General features: G+C 62.8%; 23 protein-coding genes. 16 read left to right on the forward strand and 7 right to left on the reverse strand.

Annotated elements, in window-relative coordinates:
- Positions 1-19 precede the first annotated feature (19 nt).
- The 3 genes from V5F84_RS18590 to V5F84_RS18600 all read right to left on the reverse strand — a co-directional run bounded on the left by V5F84_RS18590 (position 20) and on the right by V5F84_RS18600 (position 5,271).
- Positions 20-2,029, reverse strand: coding sequence for a UvrD-helicase domain-containing protein (locus tag V5F84_RS18590; RefSeq protein WP_394041606.1), 2,010 nt, complete (start codon positions 2,027-2,029; stop codon positions 20-22).
- Positions 2,029-4,065 carry an ATP-dependent nuclease gene (locus tag V5F84_RS18595; RefSeq protein WP_394041607.1) on the reverse strand — a complete coding sequence of 679 codons (2,037 nt, stop codon included), beginning with the start codon at positions 4,063-4,065 and terminating at the stop codon, positions 2,029-2,031. The genes V5F84_RS18590 and V5F84_RS18595 overlap by 1 nt, the downstream gene beginning before the upstream one ends.
- A gap of 297 nt (positions 4,066-4,362) precedes the next feature.
- Entirely contained in the window at positions 4,363-5,271 is a 909-nt protein-coding gene (locus V5F84_RS18600) for an AraC family transcriptional regulator (RefSeq protein WP_394041748.1), read from the reverse strand.
- A gap of 87 nt (positions 5,272-5,358) precedes the next feature.
- Between V5F84_RS18600 and V5F84_RS18605 the strand changes: the two genes are divergently transcribed.
- The 5 genes from V5F84_RS18605 to trxB all read left to right on the forward strand — a co-directional run bounded on the left by V5F84_RS18605 (position 5,359) and on the right by trxB (position 11,804).
- Positions 5,359-6,213: an SDR family oxidoreductase gene (locus V5F84_RS18605; RefSeq protein ID WP_394041608.1), complete on the forward strand. Its 855-nt coding sequence runs from the start codon at positions 5,359-5,361 to the stop codon at positions 6,211-6,213.
- Positions 6,214-6,419: 206 nt separating this feature from the next.
- On the forward strand, positions 6,420-6,941 hold the full coding sequence (locus V5F84_RS18610) for an arsenate reductase (azurin) small subunit (RefSeq protein ID WP_394041609.1): 522 nt from the start codon (positions 6,420-6,422) through the stop codon (positions 6,939-6,941).
- A gap of 11 nt (positions 6,942-6,952) precedes the next feature.
- Entirely contained in the window at positions 6,953-9,424 is a 2,472-nt protein-coding gene (locus tag V5F84_RS18615; RefSeq protein ID WP_394041610.1) for an arsenate reductase (azurin) large subunit, read from the forward strand.
- Positions 9,425-9,561: 137 nt separating this feature from the next.
- Positions 9,562-10,608 carry a GTP 3',8-cyclase MoaA gene (moaA, locus tag V5F84_RS18620; protein ID WP_394041611.1) on the forward strand — a complete coding sequence of 349 codons (1,047 nt, stop codon included), beginning with the start codon at positions 9,562-9,564 and terminating at the stop codon, positions 10,606-10,608.
- Between the two features lie 233 nt (positions 10,609-10,841).
- Positions 10,842-11,804, forward strand: coding sequence for a thioredoxin-disulfide reductase (trxB, locus tag V5F84_RS18625; protein WP_394041612.1), 963 nt, complete (start codon positions 10,842-10,844; stop codon positions 11,802-11,804).
- 37 nt (positions 11,805-11,841) lie between these two features.
- Here the strand turns inward: trxB and pstB are convergent, their stop codons facing one another.
- The 4 genes from pstB to V5F84_RS18645 form a co-directional block, all read right to left on the reverse strand.
- Entirely contained in the window at positions 11,842-12,657 is an 816-nt protein-coding gene (gene pstB / locus V5F84_RS18630) for a phosphate ABC transporter ATP-binding protein PstB (protein ID WP_394041613.1), read from the reverse strand.
- A gap of 26 nt (positions 12,658-12,683) precedes the next feature.
- Positions 12,684-13,631, reverse strand: a complete 948-nt coding sequence (gene pstA / locus V5F84_RS18635; RefSeq protein WP_394041614.1) for a phosphate ABC transporter permease PstA — start codon at positions 13,629-13,631, stop codon at positions 12,684-12,686.
- Complete coding sequence (gene pstC, locus V5F84_RS18640) at positions 13,631-14,521, reverse strand: phosphate ABC transporter permease subunit PstC (RefSeq protein WP_394041615.1); 891 nt, start codon at positions 14,519-14,521, stop codon at positions 13,631-13,633. Before pstC ends, pstA begins: the two co-directional genes overlap by 1 nt.
- Before the next feature lie 116 nt (positions 14,522-14,637).
- The gene (locus tag V5F84_RS18645) at positions 14,638-15,639 is read right to left on the reverse strand and encodes a PstS family phosphate ABC transporter substrate-binding protein (protein ID WP_394041616.1); all 1,002 of its coding nucleotides are present in this window, start codon (positions 15,637-15,639) and stop codon (positions 14,638-14,640) included.
- Positions 15,640-16,367: 728 nt separating this feature from the next.
- Between V5F84_RS18645 and pstS the strand changes: the two genes are divergently transcribed.
- The 11 genes from pstS (at position 16,368) to V5F84_RS18700 (ending at position 24,412) form a co-directional block, all read left to right on the forward strand.
- A complete protein-coding gene (gene pstS / locus V5F84_RS18650; RefSeq protein WP_394041749.1) occupies positions 16,368-17,219 on the forward strand; it encodes a phosphate ABC transporter substrate-binding protein PstS in 852 nt (283 codons plus the stop codon).
- A 46-nt stretch (positions 17,220-17,265) separates the two neighbouring features.
- A complete protein-coding gene (locus V5F84_RS18655) occupies positions 17,266-18,153 on the forward strand; it encodes an arsenate reductase/protein-tyrosine-phosphatase family protein (RefSeq protein ID WP_394041617.1) in 888 nt (295 codons plus the stop codon).
- 10 nt (positions 18,154-18,163) lie between these two features.
- Positions 18,164-18,691: an arsenate reductase ArsC gene (locus V5F84_RS18660; RefSeq protein WP_394041619.1), complete on the forward strand. Its 528-nt coding sequence runs from the start codon at positions 18,164-18,166 to the stop codon at positions 18,689-18,691.
- Complete coding sequence (locus tag V5F84_RS18665; RefSeq protein WP_394041620.1) at positions 18,691-19,404, forward strand: MIP/aquaporin family protein; 714 nt, start codon at positions 18,691-18,693, stop codon at positions 19,402-19,404. The genes V5F84_RS18660 and V5F84_RS18665 overlap by 1 nt, the downstream gene beginning before the upstream one ends.
- A gap of 23 nt (positions 19,405-19,427) precedes the next feature.
- Positions 19,428-19,949, forward strand: a complete 522-nt coding sequence (locus tag V5F84_RS18670) for an arsenate reductase ArsC (RefSeq protein WP_394041621.1) — start codon at positions 19,428-19,430, stop codon at positions 19,947-19,949.
- A gap of 81 nt (positions 19,950-20,030) precedes the next feature.
- Complete coding sequence (gene phnD / locus V5F84_RS18675) at positions 20,031-21,002, forward strand: phosphate/phosphite/phosphonate ABC transporter substrate-binding protein (protein ID WP_394041622.1); 972 nt, start codon at positions 20,031-20,033, stop codon at positions 21,000-21,002.
- Positions 21,003-21,027: 25 nt separating this feature from the next.
- Complete coding sequence (gene phnC, locus V5F84_RS18680; protein WP_394041623.1) at positions 21,028-21,855, forward strand: phosphonate ABC transporter ATP-binding protein; 828 nt, start codon at positions 21,028-21,030, stop codon at positions 21,853-21,855.
- Positions 21,855-22,658 (forward strand): phosphonate ABC transporter, permease protein PhnE, encoded by an 804-nt coding sequence (phnE, locus tag V5F84_RS18685; RefSeq protein WP_509277125.1) that lies wholly within the window; start codon positions 21,855-21,857, stop codon positions 22,656-22,658. Before phnC ends, phnE (V5F84_RS18685) begins: the two co-directional genes overlap by 1 nt.
- Positions 22,658-23,476, forward strand: a complete 819-nt coding sequence (phnE, locus tag V5F84_RS18690; protein ID WP_394041625.1) for a phosphonate ABC transporter, permease protein PhnE — start codon at positions 22,658-22,660, stop codon at positions 23,474-23,476. Before phnE (V5F84_RS18685) ends, phnE (V5F84_RS18690) begins: the two co-directional genes overlap by 1 nt.
- A 19-nt stretch (positions 23,477-23,495) precedes the next feature.
- The gene (arsC, locus tag V5F84_RS18695) at positions 23,496-23,927 is read left to right on the forward strand and encodes an arsenate reductase (glutaredoxin) (protein WP_394041626.1); all 432 of its coding nucleotides are present in this window, start codon (positions 23,496-23,498) and stop codon (positions 23,925-23,927) included.
- 41 nt (positions 23,928-23,968) lie between these two features.
- Positions 23,969-24,412 carry a PadR family transcriptional regulator gene (locus V5F84_RS18700; protein WP_394041627.1) on the forward strand — a complete coding sequence of 148 codons (444 nt, stop codon included), beginning with the start codon at positions 23,969-23,971 and terminating at the stop codon, positions 24,410-24,412.
- Positions 24,413-24,435: the final 23 nt, after the last annotated feature.

The raw sequence follows: 24,435 nt of genomic DNA on the forward strand, positions 1-24,435 counted from the left end.
TCGTCGTACAAATTATGGACTAGCCCCCAACTGCCGGGCAGCAATCGACGATATGCCAGCCACGGTTTCTCAGAATGTCGAGTTCGCCCCGTTCGAAGGCGTCCTTTCTCATTGCCAGGCAGAGAAGGTGCGAAGGCCGCGTCATAGCCACGTAGTGAAGCTTGAGGCGCCCGAGAAGGCGTGGACCTTCAAGAACGGGCACCTTCTTTTTCGTCGTGAAGCCGCCTGAGCGCACACCCAGCAGCCATGGCTTCAACTCACTGAGGTGATGCTTGTGGAAGTAGGTGTCTAGAACAAGCGTCGCGGTGTGGGTCTCGCCCTTGACCGAATGAATTGATCCTAACCGTACATGAACCTTCGGGTCCGCATGTGGGTAGCTGAATAGATTGTCGGTGCGTGGCTTAAACGCGTTCTCGGCTCCATCGAGCACCGTTTGTGGCTGCCAGGATAGGAACTCCTTCGCCTCTTTGGTCAGAGCAGCGTTATTTGTGAGCTGGGCCGTGATGCTCTGCGCAAGAGGATGCCCTTCGGCCGTCCAATGCGCCGCGTCGAACTCACCTCGCGCCTGGAGCGTCAGCTCGACGAGCTTGAGATAATCCGCGTGAGCGGCGCTACCGTTCAGTGCCTCGATGAGCCGCTTATGCGGGGATTTCCGGCTGAACGAGGTGCGGGACGATCCGGCCAATTCGCTCATCCTGAACAGCGCTGAAGCCAGGGCGTTCACAAGCACATGGGTATTGCCGAGCCCTCCCATCTCGAACCGCGCTTTGGCGAGGTATTGAGCAAATGTTGATGGGGCGGAATCCTTGCGCGCGCAGGACGCGTCGTAGGTCGGTGCGTAGTGTCCCATCGCACGCGGGATCGGGTTCTCCTCCTCGAGCTCGTGAACGCCCGCGACTGCGGCGAAGGTGCCGACTGCAAGCTCGTCCTCATTGAAGCTGTCGAGCAGATGCGCACCGTAGCGGGGCAGCACCTCCCGGACCGACTGATCGTCGAACAGGAACACGACCGGCTGTTTCGCGGCCGATTTCACGCGAATGGTCGTGGGTCCCGCACCCACAAGCTGCTGCGGCACAACGCCGAACCGCTTAACCTCATCGGCGATGATTTGTGGGAAGCGATAGCTGCGCGGGATGTCGTGCTTCTGCTCAGAAGGAAACGGGTCCGTCGAAGCACCCGTCTGCCCGCTGCGCGAGTAGATAGCCTGGTTGGAATCGCCGAAGCGTTGCCGGCGCGAAGCGCCTTCGCCTACGCAGAATATGCGATGGAGGATCGCTGATTGCTGCTCACTATTGTCCTGAGCCTCGTCAATATAGACGAGCGGGAAGCGTATGCGCAAATCTTTGGCGATCTCCGGAAAAGTATCGAGTAGTTCGTTTGCCCAGACGAACATTTCGTCGAAACAGAAATACCCCTCTTCGCTCGATTTGCGACTCTGCTCGACCAGCGCCTTGTAGAAGGGCGTGGCCCGCCCCAGCGATCCCTTGTTTGTGTCGCCTGTGTAGTCCGTGGCCTCATACATAAGGGCGTACTCGTTGAGGCCGCGTGCCTTCAGCGCTGTGCGCCAGTTTCCAGCGAGGGATGCTATGCGCTTCGACAGCGCGATTTGCGTGTCGACGGCGCGCACCGGGTTTCCCTTGGAGCGCAGCCACGGAACCGCCAGGTATTCATTCACGAACGAGTGGATCGTACCCACGAAATGCGGGTAGCGAAGTAGAGCCACGCCCGCCGCCGAGGAACTGAGGCGACTGCCGATTTCATTCCGCGCGGCGTTGGTGTGTGAGAGCACACATATGCCCTGCCGGCGATGCGGCCACTTCATAGCGAGGATTGCCAGCTTGGCGACCAGAAGCGTGGTTTTCCCACTGCCTGGGCAGGCTTCGTAGTCAGCCGTCTCCAGATTGAGCATGGCGCGAAGGCGGCTATCGTCGCCGGCCGCGGGCTCGAACCCATTCGGTCCAAGTCCCATCAGTTCGGATGCCCACCGGACGTCGTCCTCTTGGATCAAGGTCTCCAGTGGGTCAGCCATCAATTCACCTCCTCAGCGGCTTCTGCTTCCGACGCTTCGTCGGATTTCGGGAGAGGGGCGGTCACATGCTCGATGGCGGAAATGACATAGGGCGGCAGGCGTTTGAGCAAGCCGGCCGCGTCTAGCTTACCTTTCTCGACTAGCTTTTCGAGTTGCCCCGCGAGGTACTGAGCGGCGACCGCTTTGGACGCCCCCTCGTCCTCGAATTTGGCGTAGACGTGCGTCGCGAACGTCGGGCGGTCGAGTTTCTGGGCCACGAGCGTCTTAAAGTCGGAGCCGCACGCCTTGATAACATCCTCTTGCGAGACTTTACCCGCTTGAACGTTGTCGTCGTCGAGGGCCAAACAGGCCGCGTACCAGACTGGTCCACGAAGGCCAAAGAACGCAAGGTCATATTCGAGTGTCCATTCATCGGCGACGAATGTCTCGACACGCTGTCCAGACGCTTTCTCTTTCCGCTCCTTGCGGCGTGCCTCTAGCCCGTCACCCGGAAAGTCGCCTTTCACGCGCCATTGCCGGCGCGACGGAGGACGCGGTGGAATGATCTCGTTCTGCTTGAGCTTGCCCACTATCCACGGCGCGTTGTCGGGCATCACGTCCATGTCGGTGATGCAGGCGACAGGAATGTTGATGACGCCATCCTTCTGCGGATCCTCGCGCATGAAGATTCGTGCATAGCGCCCGAGCCCCACGCCACCAACGTTGACCATGGACACGCCGTAGTGGTGGAAGTCCCGGCCCAGCAGCCGGGCGATGACCGGCAGAAGGATATTCTCGGCGTCGCCTTCTACGATGAGAACGGCACGGGCGAAAAAGAGATTGGCCTTCGTGACGTCGAGAAACCGCTCCAGAAACCGGTAGTCGGACTTGCTGAGTTTGGTTTTCCCCTCACACAGCGGAAAGGCCCTACCCCCCTCGATCAGTGCGAGATTGTTGAGGCGCAGATCCGAAGCCAGGTTCGGGCTGTGGGTCGTGACAATGATCTGAATCTGCTGGCCATCCGGTCTGACCTTCTCGGCTTGTTCCTGTAGGAACGACATCAACCGGAGTTGGCGCTGCGGATGTAGGTGAGCCTCAGGCTCCTCGATAAGGAGAAGTGGGAAACCATCGCTCTCGGCGGCAAGTAACAGTAGCTCGCACGCCATAAAGAGGAGATTGTTCGACCCAAGCCCGCGCGCGTGTGCGCTCTCTTCATTTTCAAATGCCGCGAGAGTGACTTCCAGCTTCTCAAGCAGTTGGCGCAGACGAATTGCGTCGTCCTGGCTGCCGCTGACACCGATGCGCGCATTGAGCATGTCATTCGCGAACGATAGCGGCTTCAGGTATTCGTCGTTGAGCTTCTTGCGTGTCTCTTTGATGCCGTCGCTTTCGCCGAACAGGTAGCCGGCATAGTCGCCAAGCCCCAGAACACTGAGCTTTCTCGGATCAGGATTCGGCTCATTTCCACGGTCAAAGGCGACGCCCGTTTCCTTGATCTCCTTGGTGTGCTGGAGAATCTGGGAAAGTCGCGATCCGCGCCCCGCACTCATGGCGCGCTCCGCGTCACGCAGTGGGCGCAGGTAGGTCGCAGTCAGGAGAGAGCGAGCGCCGAGATCGAGAAGCGGCCCCTCGCCACTAACACCCGTCCGCCACTCCGCGGGCAGGACACGCCGCGATGTGCTTTCCTTCGTGTTGCGTTTCGCGACCCACATCACGATCAGCGAGGTGTCGGTTTTTCCATTCACCTGCTCGTAGGTGAGAAATTCCGCGAACGCGCCACGGTCTGCTGACGTGAGCCCGCGGAAGGTGAGCTTGATGACGATCTGATCCACCCGCTCGCCACCTCCGGCCGGCTGGTGAAAGTCAGTGGGCTCGACTCGCAGGACCTCCTGGTCCCGTGTGCCGAGCACAAATCTGATGGCGTCGATGACGGCGGTCTTGCCGGCGTCATTCTCACCGACAAGTGCCGTAAGGCCCGGATTGAGCGGCAGGACGAATGTCCGCTCCCCAGAGCCAAAGAGGCGAAAGTTCTCGATTCTGATTTCTGAAATGAACACGTGTCCCCCCTTATGGCGCAGCCTAGCAGTCTGGGGGCGTCCATCAATCCAGGCTTGCCGGGCAGACAGCCACTCGGCAGTGTCGCGGAACGAATGTTTATGCGGTTGGAGCGGTCCGTTTGTTAAGCATCAACAATGGACGCTCGGATGGGATCACCTAGCCTGCTCGGTTCAGCGTCACCCTAGACGCCCAAGTTGCCGACGTCGGCGCCTCCAATGTCCGCTAGCCGACCGCGAGCCAATTTATGGCGCAGAGCCAAGTCTCCGCTTGGCACGAAGCGACCATTAGCAACCCAGTCATCGACCACTCCGGCGCGAGCGCGCAAACAGGCCCGGTGAAGTCCCCACCCGCCTGCGAAACGCGGTGCTGAAGGCGCTGGCAGACTCATAGCCCATCTCTTCCGCGAGGCGTTCGAGCGATTGTTGGCCGCGGCTCAGCGCGTCCTGCGCCAATGCCATCCGCCAGCGCGCGAGATATTCGATCGGCGCGCAGCCGAGGATCTCGGCAAATCGGGCGGCAAAGGCCGAGCGCGACATGCCGGCAAGTGTCGCGAGCTCGGCCACGGTCCATCCGGCTCGAACGTTGGCATGCATCGCGCGCAACACCTTGGCCAAAGCCGGGTCCCGCATCCCTGCCAGCAGACCCGCAGGCAGGGCATCGTCGACCAGGCTGCGCCAGCGCAGGCACTCGACTAGCATCACTTCCAGCAGCCGCTCCAGGATCATGTCCCGGCCGGGCCGATCAGCTCCACATTCGTCCATGAGCAGATCGACGATGCCGCAGAGGCGGCCGGTGTCGCTGTCGGCTGAACGGACATGGATGATTGCCGGCAGCAGTGCGAGCAGGACCGGCGCATTGACCGGGTCGATCCTGAAGCTGCCGCCGAGCGCCCGAAAATCCGACTCTCCGTCCGAATTGCCGTGATGGACAGCCCGATCCGACGGCTCGTGAAAAGCACAGGCGACGCCCGGCCGGCTGAACAGGGCGAAGGCGGGCGTGGCGGGCAGGAGCACGAAGTCACCTCGACCGAACAGGACCGGCTCTTCCGCGCCGACCGCCAGCCAGCATTGCCCCGCGAGAACGATGGCAAAGCCCGGCTGCCCATAAGCGGCGTAGCACACCCCCCAATCACCGCGCCCGGTGATCGGCTTGGAGAGCACGGCGCTCGGACGCAGCAAGGCGATAACGTCGCTGAGGGGATCCATATTGGACGATTGATAATGTATAAAAGGCAATCGATTATATCTCGTCTCGGCCACCTGTCTATCCTGGGGATGTAAATGGAGACATGCATGACCAGGACAATTCTCATCACCGGCACATCGTCAGGCTATGGCAAGGCGATCGCGGAGCTTTTTCTGGATCGCGGATGGAACGTCCTCGCTACCATGCGGCGGCCGGACCCCGATCTCTTCCCGGCTTCGGACCAGCTGAAGGTGTTGCAGCTCGACGTCACCGATGCCGACAGCATCAGCCGCGTCATCGCCGATGGCGCGGCGGCCTTCGGCACCATCGACGTGCTGGTGAACAATGCCGGGATCGGCATGGCCTCGGTGGTAGAGGCGACGCCAGACAGCATCATCCGTGAGATCTTCGAGACGAACAGCTTCGGCGTGTTCGCCACCTGCCGCGCCATCATCCCGCACATGCGCCGGCAGGAGCACGGCGTCATCGTCAATGTCACGTCGAGCACGGCCATCGGGATCATGCCGCTGGTGGCGATCTACGCCGCCAGCAAATGCGCCGTCGAAGGCTTCACGGAATCGCTGTCCTACGAGCTGGAGCCGTTCGGCATCCGGGCCCGCCTCGTGGAGCCGGGCTATGGGCCGACGACAAACTTCACGGCCAACGGCGGGCCGCGCATGCAAGGCCTGATCCCGGCGGACTATGAGGCCTTCGCCCAGTCCTGTTTCCAGAAGATGGCCAACTATCCGACCGCCTATTGCACCGAGGTGGAGGTGGCGCAGGCCGTGTTCGCGGCTGCGACGGCGGAAGGCGAAGAGATCCGCTATCCGGCGGGCCCTGACACCCGGCTCCTTGCGGACCTGCGTTGGACCACCTCGGAACATCATTATCTGGAGAAGATGCGGGAAATGTTCCGCCCGAAGCTCTCCGCACCGTCCCTTGCCGAAGGGAGCGCCCTATGAGGGCGCGTTCCCACGATACTATCCCGTTTGATTTTCCTCACGTTCGGAACCTCGAACCTTCGGCGCCGCACCATGTCCGGATTTCCGAACCATTCAGTGCCTCGGAAACGCTAACAGGATTGATATTCCTTCCGAATTCGTTCTGGCCCCGCTCCTGCAATGCTTCTCCTGCACAGACTCACATCTGATGCTTGGGAGGAACTCCGATGAAGAGGTGCGAAAACCTCGTCGACACCGGCCGCCGTCAATTCCTGCGCGGCGCCGGCCTCATGACCGCCGGCGCCGCTGCGGTGAGTGTGCTGCCGAGTGAGGCGAAGGCAGCGCCGGGCGCCGCGCTCGTCAAATATCCCGCCAACCGACTGGCGAACGTGAAGGATCTGAAGCTCAACGATCCTCTCGATGTCGCTTATCCCGACGAGGATGCGCCCGGCGTTCTGTTGAAGCTTGGCACCCGCGTGCCCGGCGGCGCCGGTCCGGATGGCGATATCGTCGGCTTTGTCACCGTCTGTCCACACAAGGGCTTTCCGCTATCGTATCACGCCGCCGACAAGACACTGAACTGCCCCGGCCACTATTCCCGCTTCGACTGCGAGAAGGGCGGCCAGCAGATCTGGGGACAGGCGACGCAGAACCTCCCGCAATACGCCCTGCGTATCGACGACAAGGGAGACATCTACGCCGAGGGCGTGGACGAGCTCATCTATGGCCGGCTTGCGAACGTGCTCTGAGGGAGGGTGACATGGCTTATAAGCGTCAGATCGGCCGGCTGCCCATCATCCCAGCCAATGCCAAGGAACACAACGTCGTCTGCCACTACTGTATCGTTGGTTGCGGCTACAAAGCCTATAGCTGGGATGCCCGCTATGAAGGCGGCACCGCGCCATCCGAGAACAAATTCGGCGTCGACCTGTCCAAGCAACAGGAGGCGGAGACTGCGGCTTGGTACCCGCCGTCGATGTACAACATCGTCAAGCAGGACGGACGCGACGTCCATATCGTCATCAAGCCCGACAAGGACTGTGTGGTGAATTCGGGCCTCGGTTCCATCCGCGGCGCCCGCATCGCCGAGATGAGCTATTCGCGCCAGCGCAATACGCAGCTCCAGCGTCTCACTGACCCGCTCGTCTGGCGCTACGGCCAACTCCAGCCCACGAGTTGGGACGACGCTCTGGACCTCGTCGCTCAGGTCACAGCCGCAGTGATCGCGGAACAGGGCGAAGATGGATTATTCGTCTCGGCCTTCGATCACGGCGGCGCCGGCGGTGGCTATGAGAACACCTGGGGCACCGGGAAGCTCTATTTCGGCGCCATGAAGGTGAAGAACATCCGTATCCACAACCGCCCTGCCTATAATTCCGAAGTCCACGGCTCGCGCGACATGGGCGTGGGAGAACTCAACAACTGTTACGAGGACGCCGAACTGGCTGATACGTTGGTCGCGGTCGGCACCAACGCGCTCGAAACGCAGACCAACTATTTCCTCAATCACTGGGTGCCCAATCTGCGCGGCACCTCGCTCGACAAGAAGAAAGCGCAATTCGGCAACGAGCCTGTCGACAAGGCGCGCATCGTCATCGTCGATCCGCGACGCACCGTGACGGTCAATGCCTGCGAGATCGAAGCGGGCAAGGAGAACCTGCTCCACCTCGCCATCAATTCCGGCACCGACCTTATCCTCTTCAATGCCTGGCTGACCTATGCCGCCGACAAGGGCTGGCTCGACAAGCCGTTCATTGCGGCCTCGACCAAGGATTTCGACAAGGCGCTGGCGGCCAACAAGGTGAGCGTCGCCGAAGCCGCGCAGGTCACCGGCCTCAGCGAAGCCGACATCGTCAAGGCGATCACCTGGATCGCCGAGCCGAAGACCGGCGGCGCGCGGCGGCGGGCCATGTTCGCCTATGAGAAGGGCCTGATCTGGGGCAACGATAACTACCGGACCAACCAGGCGCTGGTGAATCTGGCGCTGGCCACCGGGAATGTCGGCCGCCCCGGAGGCGGATGCGTGCGCATGGGCGGCCATCAGGAGGGCTATTCACGGCCCTCGGACGCACATGTCGGGCGGCCTGCGGCCTATGTCGACAAGCTGCTCATCGATGGCAAAGGCGCGGTCCATCACACCTGGGGCTGCGACCACTACAAAACCACGCTCAACGCCATGGAGTTCAAGCGCGTCTACAAGAAGCGAACCGACATGGTGAAAGACGCCATGAACGCCGTGCCCTATGGCGACCGGTCGGCCATGGTGGCGGCCATCATGGACGCCATCCACAAAGGCGGCCTGTTCTCCGTCGATGTCGATATCGTTCCGACCAAGATCGGCGAGGCGGCCCACGTCATGCTCCCCGCCGCGACGTCGGGTGAGATGAACCTGACTTCGATGAACGGCGAGCGGCGGATGCGGCTCACCGAGCGCTATATGGACCCGCCCGGCCAGGCAATGCCGGACTGCCTGATCGCGGCGCGGATCGCGAACAACATGGAGCGGGTCTTCCGCACCATGGGCAAGGCGGACATCGCCGACAAGTTCAAGGGGTTCGACTGGAAGACCGAGGAAGACGCCTTCATGGATGGCTATCACGGCCATGAGAAGGGCGGCGAGTTCGTCACCTATGATCGCCTGCGTGTGATGGGCACGAACGGATTCCAGGAGCCTGCCACCGCTTTCACCGACGGCAAGATCGTCGGCACTAAGCGACTGTTCGCTGATGGCAAGTTCAACACGCCCGACGGCAAGGCAGTGTTCGCGCCGACGCAGTGGCGGGGGCTTCAGGCCGCCGGCAAGCAGGCGGAGAAAGACAAGTTCGCCTTCCTGATCAACAACGGGCGTACCAACCACGTCTGGCAGAGCGCCTATCTCGATGTCGAGAATGAATTCGTCATGGACCGCTGGCCCTATCCGTTCATTGAGATGAATCCGCAGGATATGGCGGCACTCAATCTCAAAAGCGGAGACCTGGTCGAGGTCTATAATGACAACGGCTCGACGCAGGCCATGGCCTACCCGACGCCGACGGCGAAGCCGAAGCAGGCCTTCATGCTGTTCGGCTTTCCGACCGGCGTGCAGGGCAATGTCGTTTCGGCCGGCGTGAACGAGTTCATCATCCCCAACTACAAGCAGACCTGGGGCAACATCCGCAAGATCGCCGGTGCGCCGGAGGGCACGCGCCATCTGACGTTCAAATCGCAGGAATATCCGTCCGCCGAGACCTAGCACAAGACGTGCAACAGGATCGCGTTGCGTGCCCGACAGGGCGAAAGGCGACGCCACCTCGGCTGCGGGCCAAAGCGAGTTTAGAAGGAAAAGCAACGGGTGCGCCGTTTCGGCGGCGTCCCCGCCATGGAAATGTGATGGCCAGTATTCACACAACCTTCGACGCAGCGCAGTTCGGCAGCACCCACCTCCCGCTCGTCGACACGTTCGGACGCCCGGTGACCTATCTGCGCGTCTCGGTCACCGACCGCTGCGATTTCCGTTGCGTCTATTGCATGGCCGAACACATGACCTTCCTGCCGAAGCCGGAGCTGCTGACGTTGGAGGAGCTCGCGCGTCTCTGCTCCGCCTTCGTCGCCCGCGGGGTGAGGAAGCTGCGCCTCACCGGCGGCGAGCCGCTGGTCCGCCGGGACGTGATGAGTCTGTTCCGCTCGCTCGGCCGGCATCTCGAGACCGGGGCGCTGGAGGAGCTGACGCTGACCACCAACGGCTCGCAGCTCGCCCGCTTCGCTGACGATCTCAAGGCCGTAGGGGTGGAGCGGTTGAACGTCTCGCTCGACACGCTGGATGAGGGCCGTTTCCGTGCGCTCACTCGCTGGGGTGATCTGAAGAAGGTGCTCGCCGGCATCGACGCCGCCCAGCGCGCCGGCCTGCATGTGAAGGTCAATGCGGTGGCCTTGCGCGGCGAGAACGAGGACGAGATCCCCGCGCTGATCGAGTGGGCGCACGGCCGCGGCATGGATATCTCGCTCATCGAGGTGATGCCGATGGGCGAGACCGGATCCGAGCGCGTCGACCAGTATCTGCCGCTGAGCCTCGTCCGCGCCCGCCTCGAACAGCGCTGGAGGCTGACCGACATCCCGTTCCGCACCGGCGGCCCGGCGCGCTATGTGTCGATCGCCGAGACCGGCGGCCGGCTCGGCTTCATCACGCCGCTAACGCACAATTTCTGCGAGGGCTGCAACCGGGTGCGCGTCACCTGCACCGGCACGCTCTATATGTGCCTCGGTCAGGACGACGCCGCCGACCTGCGCGCGCCCCTGCGCGTATCGGAGAGCGACGACCTGCTCCACGCCGCGCTCGACGACGCGATCCGCCGCAAGCCCAAGGGCCATGATTTCGTGATCGACCGCCCTGGTCGCGCCCCTGCGGTGCGCCGCCACATGAGCGTGACGGGGGGATAGGGCGCTCTGCTCCAACATCCGTCGGATCAATGTCAGCAGTGGCAACAGAATGGTCGTCGGTGCGAGTCCTGGCAACAATCCGCCAAGGAAGCTGCTTGCGATTGAACCAATCGCCATGACCAATACGTACTGCCTATTCTCACCACGTATAGCGGGATCACCCGTGCCGCGTCATGGCATTGTCACCTACGGTCTCCTATATGTCCTTAATTCTCGACATATAGGAATATGCGATGTCCTCTCTGTCAGCACGCCTGGTTATTCTCGGCTCCGGTCCGGCGGGCTGGACCGCTGCCGTCTATGCCGCGCGCGCTCTGATGCAGCCGATCGTGATTACCGGCATGCAGCCAGGCGGCCAGCTCACCACCACCACCGATGTCGAAAATTATCCCGGCTTTGTCGAGCCGATTGAGGGTCCTTGGCTCATGGAGCAAATGCGCGGTCAGGCCGAGCGCTTCGGCACGCGCATCATTGAGGACCACATCAGTGCGGTCGATCTCGCGGCGACACCATTCCGCCTTACCGGCGACAGCGGCACCATCTACACCGCTGATGCGCTGATCATAGCGACCGGCGCACAAGCCCGCTGGCTCGGCCTTCCCGGCGAGGAGCGCCTGAAAGGGTTTGGCGTCTCGGCGTGCGCCACCTGCGACGGCTTTTTCTTTCGCGGCAAGCATGTCGTGGTGGTCGGAGGCGGCAACACCGCCGTCGAGGAAGCGCTCTATCTTTCGCATCTGGCCGCGAAGGTCACCGCCGTGCATCGCCGCGACAGCTTCCGCGCCGAGAAGATTATGCAGGACCGCCTGTTCGCCGCGCCGAATGTCGACGTGGTGTGGAACGCGGTCGTGGAGGACATCCTCGGCGAGGGCGAAGTCCCCAAGGTCGAAGGAGTGCGGCTCAGGGACGTGACCTCCGGTGCGGTGCGCGACCTGGCATGTGATGGCGTGTTCGTCGCAATAGGACACGCCCCCGCGACCGAGCTTTTCCGGGACAAGCTGGAACTGGACGCCGCCGGCTATCTGGTGGTGCGCTCCGGCTCGACGCGCACCTCGGTGCCGGGCGTGTTCGCTGCGGGCGATGTCGCCGATAGCGTCTATCGTCAGGCAGTGACCGCGGCCGGTATGGGATGCATGGCGGCGCTCGATGCCGAGCGCTGGCTTGCGGGGCAGCGGCCGGCGCGGCTCGCGGCCGAGTGACCGGCGACTGCGCCGCGCTGCACGGCACATGCGATGCTCAACTGAAGCGACCAGTCACATAGGAACGGGTCTGTTCATTGTTCGGATTGGTGAAGATCTTGGACGTGACGTCATATTCGATCATCTCGCCCAGGTGCATGAAGGCGGTGTAGTCGGAGATGCGGGCTGCCTGCTGCATATTGTGGGTGACGATGACGATCGTATAAGCACCGCGCAGTTCATCGATGAGTTCCTCGATCTTGGCGGTCGCGATCGGGTCGAGCGCGGATGTCGGCTCGTCGAACAGGATCAACTCCGGGTCGGGAGCAAGCGCCCGTGCGATGCACAGGCGCTGCTGCTGGCCACCGGAGAGGCCATAGGCGGACTGCTTCAAGCGATCCTTCACCTCATCCCAGAGGGCCGCCTGGCGCAGCGCGGCCTCGACCCGCGCCTCCACTTCTCCGCGGTTGCGGATGCCGCGGATATGGAGCCCGGCGGCGACGTTCTCGCGAATGGATTTGGGGAAGGGGTTGGGTTTCTGGAACACCATGCCGATGCGCAGGCGCGCGAACATCGGGTCGACATCCGACGAAACGATGTTGAGCATCTCAGGATGCATGACGATCTCGCCCTCGTACCGGTTGCCCGGATAAAGGTCGTGCATGCGATTGAAGCACCGCAGCAATGTGCTCTTGCCGCAGCCGGACGCACCGATCAGCGCCGTCACCCGGCCTTCGAGGATCGGCAGCTCGACCTCCTTGAGCGCCTGGAACGTACCGTAGAAGAAATTGAGCTTCTTCACCTCGGCCCGCAGGGGCGCCGCGGCTTCTGCCCTCTCAGCGATGAAATTCATATTGGAGACCATGATGTCCATAGCGTTCCCCGGAGCCGGCGAAGAGGTCAACGCATGCCCCTGCGGATCTTGTAGCGGAGCCAGATCGCGAGTCCGTTCATTGTGAGCGTCATGACGAGCAGGATGAGGCCCGTGGCGGCGGCGTTGACGTGAAAGGCGGCCTGCGGGCGCGAAACCCAGTTGAACATCTGGATCGGCATGACCGTGAACGGCGAATTCAGCCAATCGAAATTGACGAACGGAAAGGTGCCGTGCACCGGCGAGGGCGGCAGGAAGGCGATGAAGGTCAACGCCCCGATGGTGATGACCGGGGCGGTCTCGCCGATGGCCCGCGACATGCCGACGATTGCGCCAGTGAGAATACCGGGCCGCGCCGCCGGCAGTATGTAGCCGCTCACGGTCTGCCACTTGTCCGCGCCCAGCCCGTAGGCCGCCTCGCGGATCTCCAGCGGGATGGACCGCACTGCCTCCCGCGTCGATACGATGATGATCGGCAGGATCAGAAGCGCGAGCGTCATCCCCGCCACCAGGACGGTCTGCCCCAGACCGAACGTCTGCACGAACAGGCCGAGGGCCAGGAGGCCGTAAATGATCGAGGGCACGCCCGCGAGATTGGTGACGTTGATCTCGATCAGATAGGTCAGGGCGTTCCTTGGAGCATATTCCTCAAGATAGAGGCCAGCGGCGACACCGAGCGGCACCGCGAGCGCCGTGGTCACGATCATCACAAGGGTGGTTCCGACCCAGGCGGAGAGGATGCCGGCTTCGGCCGGTCGCCGGGACGGAAAGCTGGTGAGGAAGTCAAAATCGATGCGTCCAAGTCCGTCGACCATGAAATCGACGATGAGTGACAGGAGCACGATCATCGAAAGCACGAGGACGCCCAGCCCCAGGAGCGCAAAGTTCCTGTCGGAGCGGTGCGCGTGCTCGACGATCTCGGCGTCAGTGCGCCGTGAGGTGATGCGACTGGCTGTTGGCTGGGCTGCGGCTTTCATCAGTACACTTCGCGGAATTTTTGCCGCAGCCAGAACGCGACGATGTTGAAGACGAAGGTGATGAGAAAGAGCGTCAGCCCGGCGGCAAAGACGGTCAGATAGGCAATGGAATCGTGCGGCACGTCGCCGAGGCTGATCTGCACGATGTAGGCAGTGATGGTCGCTGCGCCTTCGAGCGGATTGAGGGCGATCTTGGCCTGCTGGCCGGCGGCGATGGCCACCACCATGGTTTCGCCGACAGCCCGTGACATGCCGAGAATGTAGGCTGCGGTCACGCCGGACAACGCGCCGGGTATCACGACCCGGGTGGCGGTCTGAAGGCGGGTGAAGCCGAGCGCGTAGGCGCCCTCGCGCAGCACATTTGGCACCGCCCGCATGGCGTCCTCGCTCACCGAGACGATGTAGGGCAGGATCATGACGCCCATGACGATGCCGGGCACGAGCAGGTTGAAGCCCGCAAGTCCCGGTATGAATGCCTGGAACAGGGGCGTCAGCAGAAGCAGCGCGAAATAGCCGAATGCGACCGTCGGCACGCCGGCGATCAGTTCGAGAAAGGGCTTGATCGCCTCCCGCAATCCCGGCTGGGCGAACTCGCTGAGATAGATGGCGAGGATCGTTCCGGCGGGGATCGCCACGAGCAGTGCGATCAACGAGGTCATGAATGTTCCCGACACCAGCGTCATGATGCCGAAATGCTTGTCTTGGAATACCGGCGTCCATTGGGTGTCGGTCAGGAAGTCGATCAGCGAGACTTGCGCGAAGAATTTGAGGCTTTCGCTCAGCAACACATAGACGATGCCGGCCGTCACCAGCACGGATAGCCCCGCGCAGCCGAACAGCACAACCCGCATCGTGCGGTCGACCAGACGCCGCCGCGCGAGAAAGGACACGGAAACCTTCAAGCGGGGCAGCCCACTGGCGCTCGTTGAATTCGCTACACTCACGTCCCGTTTCCTATTCAAGGCACGAAGGGGGCGCCTTGCGCCCCCTTCGTTTCGCGTTTGCTTCAGTAGACGAGCTTTTCCTTGATCAGGTCTTCAACGGACACGCCGACCTTAGAGCCGGTGAAGCCGGTACCGATCTCGCGCTTCTTGAAGCGGTCCTGGAAGGTGGCGAGCGCGGCTTCCGGAAGCGGCACGTAGCCGACTTCGCTCACCAGTTCGTTCGCGTTCTTCTTGTCGAGATAGAAATCGACGAACTTGGCAACGGCCGGCTTGGTCTCGGTCGATTTCTTATTGACGTAGATGAAGATCGGACGGGAGAGAGGCTGGTACTTCCCAGTCCGGGCGTTGTCGACACTGGGCTCAACTGCCGGAGCGGCGTCGTTCACTTTGATCTTCACGGCCTTTAGCTTGCCGGCGTTCTCCTCGTAATAGGCAAGGCCGAAGAAACCGAGCGCATTCTGGTCGCCGGCCACGCCCTGCACCAGGACGTTGTCGTCTTCGGATGCGGTGAAGTCGCCGCGGCTCGAATGCTCCTTGCCGACGATCGCCGCGGTGAAATAGTCGTAAGTTCCGGAATCGACGCCTGCGCCATAGAGGGCGAGCGGCTTATCGGGGAAGCTGTCGCGGACCTGCTTCCAGTTGGTGATCTTGCCCTGGGCTTCCGGTTCCCAGATCTTCTTCAGCTCGGCCACGGTCATTTCCCCGGCCCAGCTATTGGAGGGGTGGACGATGACCGTGAGCGCGTCGAGCGCCACCGGCAGCTCGATATATTCGATACCGGCCTCCTTGCAGGCCTTCTGCTCTGCCGCCGTGATCGGCCGCGAGGCATCGGCGATATCGATCTCACCGCGGCAGAATTTCTTGAAGCCGCCACCGGTGCCCGAAATACCAACCGTCACCTTGATGTCCTTGTTGGCCTTCTGGAACTCCTCGGCCATGGCTTCCGTCACCGGAAAGACGGTCGAGGAGCCATCCACCTGGACCACGGTCTGGGCGGCTGCGCGGTCCATAGCCGCGCCGGACGCCAGCAGCGCGAGAGCGCCGGCAAGAGTGATGATCTTCATGAGAATCCCGTCTCCCTGAATGATGCCGGGCTCAGTCAGCCCGGTTCTGACACCGCGCTTGTCCTAGGCAGCCTATCTAACAATTTTGTGACAATGCAATGCATCTACAGTCTAACGACCGATTCTCGCAACGTTATATCTAAATAAAATCAGTCTACATACCAATCATATCCATGTATATCGTATGTTTATATGTGCTTATCTCATATCCGCACTGATGCCAATCCAGCATATGTGTTTTCTTCCACACATCGTGTCGCCGATATCGAGGCGGTGTAACGTCTGAGAGATATTTTTATACATCGATTGAGTTTCGGACACTCCCGCCGCGCTAGCGACGGGGACGCCGAAAACACATCAATCATTCTACGATATGTCGGCTATACTCGACATAAAGAAATGATAAATTTTCTTCTGGGCTCCGGCGCCGGGCTGGCGTCACACCGGTGTCACGAAGCGCAACTATCGACATGTCGAGACTTCCGGACATATATGATCGTCCAGATTAACGCGTGCCAATGAATGGCGGGCGAACCAATCAAGGGAGCGAGTCGTGAAACGCCTTTCCACCCTCATCGCCGCGGTAGCCGTCGCCGGCCTATCGTGGACCGCCCCGGCCGCGCACGCGGAAGAAGTGCGGGGCGCCGGGTCCACCTTCGCCTATCCGATCATCTGGAAAATGGGCGGAGGCGTTCCGGCCGACCGGAAACATCGTCGGTTATCAGTCGATCGGATCCTCGGGCGGGATCAACCGCGTCAAGGACGGCGTGGTCGATTTCGGGGCGACGGACAGGCCGCTGAAACCCGAGGAGCTCGATCGGCTCGGTCTTGGCCAGTTCCCAATCGTGTTCGGAGGCGTGGTTCCCGTCCTCAATGTGGAGGGTATCGGCCCAGGCCAGATGCGCTTCACCGGCGCCCTGCTCGCGGGCATCTATCTTGGCAAGATCACCAATTGGTCCGATCCCGCCATCAAGGCGCTCAATCCGGACCTGCCGCTGCCGGACGCCAAGATCGCCGTCATCGAGCGCAGCGACGGATCCGGCACGACCTTCAACTGGGTATCCTATCTGGCCAAGGCCAGCCCGGAGTGGAAGGCGACGGTGGGCGAGGGCTCCTCGGTCGCGTGGCCCACCGGGACCGGCGCACGCGGAAACGAAGGCGTCGCGACCGCAGTCAGGCAGGTCAAGAACTCGATTGGTTATGTCGAATTCACCTATGTGGTCCAGGCCAAGCTTACCTACGGCCTGGTGCAAAACCGCGCCGGCAATTTCATCGCCCCGAGCCCGGCCTCGTTCCAGGCGGCAGCCCTGAGCTTCGATTGGACCAATGCCAAGGATTTCTACGTCGTCATCAATGATTCGGCTGTGGCGGATGCCTACCCTATCGCCGCGACTACCTTTGTTCTGATGTACAAGGAGCCGAAGGTTCCCCCGAGCAGCCGGACTGCACTTGAATTCTTCCGTTTTGCCCTTGGTGACGGCAAGAAATACGCTTCGGAGCTGGGCTACGTTCCATTGCCGGATGCGCTGGTGGCCCAGATCAAGGAATACTGGTCCAGGCAGATCAAGAGCGGAACCTGAGACGCAATCAGGAACACTTCAACCCATCCCACCACACTGGCGAGGCATGATGGACGAGCCAAGGCTTTCTTCGGAGGACGTGATCCGGATTTTCGATGCGTTGGCGCAGGCGACCCGCTTCGAAACTTATCGTCTTCTGCTTCGCTACACGCCTTACGGGCTGCCGGCGGGCGACATCGCCCGCCTGCTGGCCGTGCCGCACAACACCATGTCGACCCACCTGTCGCACCTGGAACGGGCCGAACTCGTGAGCGCGCGCCGTGAGGGGCGCTCGATCATCTATGCCGCGAACACAGCACGGACCGCGCATGTCCTGTCGCGGCTGATGGCGGAGATGGGCGGCGGCGGGCCACGGCTTATTGCGGATCCGGCCTTTCCGCAACTGCGGCCCGCGGCAGCGGACGAGCGACATTACAATGTGCTGTTGGTGTGTTCCGGCAATTCAGCCCGCTCCGTCATCGCCGAGGCGGTGTTGAACCGCGAGGGCCGGGGGCGCTTCCACGCCTTCTCCGCCGGGAGCCGGCCGAGCAAGACGCCGCATCCGATGGCACTCAATCTGCTGACATCGCTCGGCTATGACGTGGGTGAACTGCGCTCGAAGAGCTGGAGCGAATTCGGGGCGGCGGATGCGCCACCGATGGATTTCGTCATCACGGTCTGCGACGCCGCCGCCGGCGAAGCGTGCCCGAGCTGGCCGGGGCATCCCCTGCAAGCCCACTGGGGGCTTCCAGACCCCGCTCTGGTCGACGGCACCGAGGCTGAGCAGCGCGCGGCCTTCCTGGAGACCTACCGGCGCCTTACCGCACGGCTCACTGCCTTCGTGAACCTGCCGATCGACAAGCTCGACCTTGCCACGCTGAAGGCGCGTCTCGCCGGCATCGGCGAGATGGAAGGTGCGACGGAACTGACACTCAATGGACAGGCCGCGGCTTAAGGAGACGGACATGAGCGAGGAGAGATTGTTCAACGTGCTGTTCCTGTGCACTGGGAACTCGGCGCGTTCGATCATGGGCGAATGCATCCTGAACCGGCTCGGCCTGGATCGCTTTAAGGCCTATTCGGCGGGCAGCCATCCGAAGGGCGCTGTGCACCCGGAGACATTGAAGCTGCTGACGGGTCTTCACTATGACGTCAGCGGTTTGCGCTCCAAGAGCTGGACTGAGTTCGCACAGCCCGGCGCGCCCGCGCTCGATTTCGTCTTCACCGTCTGTGACGACGCCGCGCAGGAGACCTGCCCGGTATGGCCAGGACAGCCGATGACAGCGCATTGGGGAATTCCCGATCCGGCAGCCGTCACCGGCTCGCCGGCGGAGATCGCGCTCGCCTTCGCCGATGCCTACCGTATGCTGAACAACCGCATCTCGATCTTCATCGCGCTGCCATTCCGTTCGTTGGACCGGCTTGCTCTTCAGAAGCGCCTGGACGCCATCGGCAAGGCGGGGAGTGCGGGTTCGCCCGCATCGGCGGCCTGATGTCGACCGAGGCCCTCTCCTTGTCCCGCCGCCTGTTCTCCGAAGCGCTCGGCACCGGCATTCTCGTCGCGACTGTGGTCGGTTCGGGCATCATGGCCGAACGGCTGGCGGGCGGAAACGTCGCCATTGCACTTCTCGGCAACACGATCCCGACCGGCGCGATCCTGGTAGTGCTCATCACTATTCTCGGGCCGGTATCGGGCGCGCACTTCAACCCCGCGGTCAGCCTAGTCTTCGCCGCCCGTCGCGAAATGCCTTGGAGCGAGGTTGCGCCTTACATCATCGCGCAGTGCATCGGTGGCATCGCCGGCACAGTGGTCGCCCATCTGATGTTCGATCTGGCTCCGTTGATGATCGGGATCAAACCGCGGACTGGTCCCTCGCAATGGTTCGCCGAAGCCGTCGCCACCTTTGCCCTGGTGCTGACCATCCTCGGCGGCGTGCGCCATGCCAAGGCGGCCATCCCCTGGCTCGTCGGCCTCGTCATCACAGCGGCCTATTGGTTCACGGCTTCCACCAGCTTCGCCAATCCTGCTGTAACGCTCGCCCGCGCTTTCACAACGACATTTGCCGGCATCGCCATTGGCGACGTGCCTGGTTTCATTGTGGCGCAGCTTGTTGGCGCTGCGCTCGGTGCGCTCGCGAGCGCCATCCTATTCCCGGCGGTCACCGCCTCCTCACCGGTTCGCGCTGCACAGCAGCCTGCCGAATGATCAACAGGATCAGGAATCCGCCGATGACCGTCCGCAACGTTCTCTTCCTGTGCACCCATAATTCGGCCCGGTCGATCCTCGCCGAGGCCATCCTCAACGCAAAGGGCGGCGGACGTTTCCGCGGCTTCTCCGCCGGTAGCACGCCGAAGGACGCCCCCAATCCGGATGGCCTCGCGCTGCTTGCCGAGCGCGGCCATCCGATCGAAGGTTTTTATTCCAAGACCTGGCAGGCGTTCGCGGAGCCCGACGCACCGCAGATGAACATCATCATCACGGTCTGCGACAATGCCGCGGGGGAAGCCTGCCCAGTCTGGCCCGGACACCCGGCGAGTGCCCATTGGGGCATTGCCGATCCTTCCGCCGTTGTCGGCGACGCCGCCACCCGCCGAAGCGCCTTCGAGGCGACCTATGCCCAGCTCGAGGAGCGGATTGAACGGCTCCTCGCGCTCCCCGACGGCTTGGAAGGCAGTGCACTGAAGGCAGCCCTGTCAGAGATCGGTGCGACAGCGAGCGGCGCCACCGACGCTGCCCGCTCCGCCGCTTAATGGACCAGTCGGCATCGTAGTCCCTGCGTCATACGAGCGTCGTACATCACCTTAGGTCATCTGATTGCTGGAGAGCATTCCATGTCGTTCGCCACTTCGCTTGCGCGCGCTGCCCTATTGGGCGCGGCCCTTCTAGTGCCGACCCTCGCCTCTGCCGAGGATTTCAAGCTCGATGCCCGCTACGCTGACGCCAATGGCGACATGGTCGCCGATGCGCCGACTGATCCGTCGCAATGGGTCGATCCGGACACCCTTATCTTCTCCTATACGCCGGTCGAGGATCCGGCTGTCTATGCCAAGGTCTGGGCCGAGTTCATCGACCACCTCGCCAAGGTGACCGGGAAGAAGGTGCAGTTCTTCCCGGTCCAGTCCAATGCCGCCCAATTGGAAGCGATGCGGGCCGGCCGCCTGCATATCGCCGGCTTCAACACCGGCTCCAACCCGATCGCGGTCGCCTGCTCCGGCTTCGTGCCCTTCGCCATGATGGCCTCGAAGGACGGCGCCTATGGCTACGAGATGGAGATCATCACCTATCCAGGCTCCGGCATCGAAAAGGTCGAAGACATCAAGGGCAAGAAGCTGGCGTTTACCTCCGAGACCTCGAATTCGGGCTACAAGGCGCCGTCCGCTTTGCTGCGCACCGAGTTCAAGCTGCAAGCGGGCAAGGACTTCGAGCCAGTGTTCTCCGGCAAGCATGACAACTCGATCATCGGCGTCGCCAACAAGGATTATCCCGCCGCTGCGGTCGCCAATTCGGTGATGAAGCGGATGATCGCGCGCGACGTCATCAAGGCCGATCAGGTCAAGACCATCTACAAGTCGCAGACCTTCCCAACCACCGGCTATGGCTATGCCTATAATCTGAAGCCGGAGCTGGCGGCGAAGGTGAAGGAAGCGTTCTTCACCTTCAACTGGGATGGCACCGCGCTGCTGAAGGAATTTCAGGTTTCCGAGCCGCCGCAGGAAAAGTTCATCCCCATCACCTTCAAGGACAATTGGACGGTGATCCGGCAGATCGATGCAGCGATGGGCGTCAGCTACGCCTGCAAATGAGCCGAACGGAGCCGGAGCCTCGCCAATGCTGAGGATCGAGGGCCTGTCGAAGCGCTATACCAAGGGCGACAAGGCTCTCGATGCGGTCGACCTCACGGTTCCTGCCGGTCAGGTTCTGGGCCTGATCGGTCCCTCCGGGGCCGGCAAGTCCACGCTGATCCGCTGCGTGAACCGGCTGGTCGAGCCGAGCGCGGGCCGCATCTATCTCGGTGACACCGAGCTCACCGCACTCGGCCGCGGTGGCCTGCGCCGCGCCCGGCGGCGCATGGGCATGATCTTCCAAGAATACGCCCTGGTCGAGCGCCTCACCGTGATGGAGAACGTGCTGTCCGGACGGCTCGGCTATGTCGGCTTCTGGCGCTCCTTCCTCCGCCGCTTCCCGCAGGAGGACATCGACCGCGCCTTCGCGGTGCTGGAGCGGGTCGGCCTCACCGACCATGTCGACAAGCGCGCCGACCAGCTCTCCGGCGGCCAAAGACAGCGGGTCGGCATCGCCCGCGCTCTGGTGCAGGAGCCCGATATATTGCTGGTCGACGAGCCGACGGCGAGCCTCGATCCCAAGACCTCGCGCCAGATCATGCGGCTGATCGTCGAGGTCTGTGCCGAACGCGGGCTCGCCGCCATCGTGAACATTCACGACGTCGCGTTGGCGCAGATGTTCGTGCAGCGCATCGTCGGCCTGCGCGCCGGCCGCGTCGTGTTCGACGGCGCCCCGCAGGCGCTCGGCCCCGAGGTTCTGACTACGATCTACGGCGAGGAAGACTGGGCCAGGACCATCCGGTCCGACGAAGAGGACGGCACCTCTCCCGCCGCCGCACCGCGCGCGCTGGCCGACGCCGCGGGCGCGCTGTGATGGAGGCGCCCGTCGCCATGCGCCGCTGGCGCCCGCCGCCGCTCATCGCCAATCCTTGGCTGCGGCACGGGCTGACGGTCGCGGCCGCACTCTATCTCGTCGTCGCGCTGGGCACGGTGGAGGTCAACTGGGCGCGCGTTGTCGACGGCCTCGAGCGCGGCGCGCGCTTCGTCGGCGGCTTCCTGCAACCCAATTTCTCCCAGCGCTGGGACGACATCCTCCAGGGCATGATCGAAAGCCTGACCATGATGGTGACGGCGACCGTGGTCGGCATCGCCCTCTCGGTTCCGATCGGCATCGGCGCGGCGCGCAACATGGTGCCGCGGCCGGTCTATTATGCCTGCCGCGCCATCGTCGCCGTGTCGCGCTCGTTGCAGGAGATCATCGTCGCCATCCTGCTGGTGGCCATGGTCGGCTTCGGGCCGTTCGCCGGATTCCTGACGCTGTCCTTCGCCACCATCGGCTTCCTCGCCAAGCTGCTGGCCGAGGACATCGAGGACATCGACCCGGCGCCGGTCGAAGCCGTCCGCGCCACCGGCGCCGGCTGGCCGTCGCTGCTGGCCTATGGCGTCCTTCCCCAGGTGGCGCCGCGGCTGATCGGCCTTTCACTCTACCGGCTCGACATCAATTTTCGGGAATCCGCCGTGGTCGGCATCGTCGGCGCCGGCGGCGTCGGCGCCACCCTCAACACCGCCATCGACCGCTACGAGTTCGACAGCGCGGCGGCGATCCTGATCCTCATCATCGCCATCGTGATGGTCAGCGAATACGCCTCCAGCATCATCCGCAAGCGGGTGCAGTGATGCCGGTCGCGGCGCTTCCCAGTGGGCGGCCCTCGTGGCAGCGGCGCACCAGCCGGGCGCAGCTCGGCATCTGGCTGGCCTGGCTCGCCGGCGTCGCGCTCACCGTGTTCTGCTGGCGGGTGATGACCGAGGGCACCATCTGGGCCTTCGTCTGGGATGCGCCGACGCAGGCGGCCGACATCGGCTCGCGCATGGTGCCGCCGCGCTGGTCCTATTTCCCGACCCTTCTGAAGCCGCTGTGGGACACGCTGAACATCGCCACGCTGGGCACGCTCCTCGCCGTGGTCATCTCGGTGCCGGTGGCGTTCCTCGCCGCGCGCAACACCACGCCGAGCGCCGCGCTCATCCGGCCCGTCGCGCTCCTGGTCATCGTCGCCTCGCGCTCCATCAACTCGATCATCTGGGCGCTGCTGCTGGTGTCGATCCTGGGTCCCGGCGTGCTGGCGGGCATCATCGCCATCGCGCTGCGCTCCATCGGCTTCATCGGCAAGCTGCTCTACGAGGCGATCGAGGAGATCGACGAATCCCAGGTAGAGGCGATCCGCGCCACCGGCAGCTCGGGCGCCCAGATGCTGGCCTGGGGGATCACGCCGCAGATCATGCCGACCTTCGCCGGGATCACGGTGTTTCGCTGGGACATCAATATCCGCGAATCGACCATCCTCGGCCTGGTCGGCGCCGGCGGCATCGGGCTCAATCTGGAGAGCTCGCTTAACACGCTGGCCTGGCCGCAGGTCACGCTGATCCTGCTCGTCATCCTCGCCACCGTCATCGTCAGCGAATGGATCTCGGCAAAGGTCCGTCACGCCATTATCTGAACACTCAAAGGGAGCCGCTATGACCGACGCGCCGCACATCACCATCTGGCACAATCCCGATTGCGGGACGTCGCGCAACACGCTGGCCTTGATCCGCAATGCCGGCGTCGAGCCGACCATCGTCGAATATCTGAAGACGCCGCCCACGCGCGGGGAGCTTACCGCCGCCATTACCGCGGCCGGGCTCACGGTGCGCGAGGCGATCCGGCAGAAGGGCACGCCCTATGCCGAGCTGGGGCTCGACGATCCGACCCTCACCGACGAGCAACTCCTCGACGCCATGCAGGCCCACCCGATTTTGATCAACCGCCCATTCGTCTTCACGCCCTGGGGCGTGCGGCTGTGCCGGCCATCCGAGGTGGTGCTGGACATCCTGCCGCTACCGCAAAAGGGGCCGTTCGCGAAGGAGGACGGAGAGGCAGTGATCGGCGCTGACGGGCAACGGGTGTGAGCAAGCACCTTATGCATTGATCGTTGACATATAGAGGGTCAATGCATAACGTTTTCGGCATGCCGAGATCAGCGCTTCCCGTCGCCGTTACCAAGCCGGTTCCCGACTTCCTGAGCCGAGCCTATTGGAACGGCACCATCAAGATGAGCCTGTCCAAGTTCTTCATCCTGCGCGTGCTGCACCAAAAGCCCATGCATGGCTATGACGTCGCGCGGGCCGTAGAGCGCACCACAAACGGCTGCTGCTCTCCCACCGAAGGCACCATCTATCCGGTGCTGCGGGAGTTCGAGGAAGGCGGGTATTTGACCTCGGAAGCTCAGGTGGTCTCCGGGCGCGAACGTAAGGTCTACACGCTCACCCACAAGGGACGCGAAGCCTTCAAGGTGGCGGTTGAGGCCTGGATGGACGTGACGCGCTGCCTGCTCGATTCCGAAAAGCTGGTGAAGCTCGCGAACAGCGACGAGGCATCCGATTGCTGTTGCTGAGCCGCTTTCCTTTTGCCTTGATG

It is taken from the genome of Roseixanthobacter liquoris, assembly GCF_043195135.2.
Classification (GTDB): Bacteria; Pseudomonadota; Alphaproteobacteria; order Rhizobiales; family Xanthobacteraceae; genus NCEH01.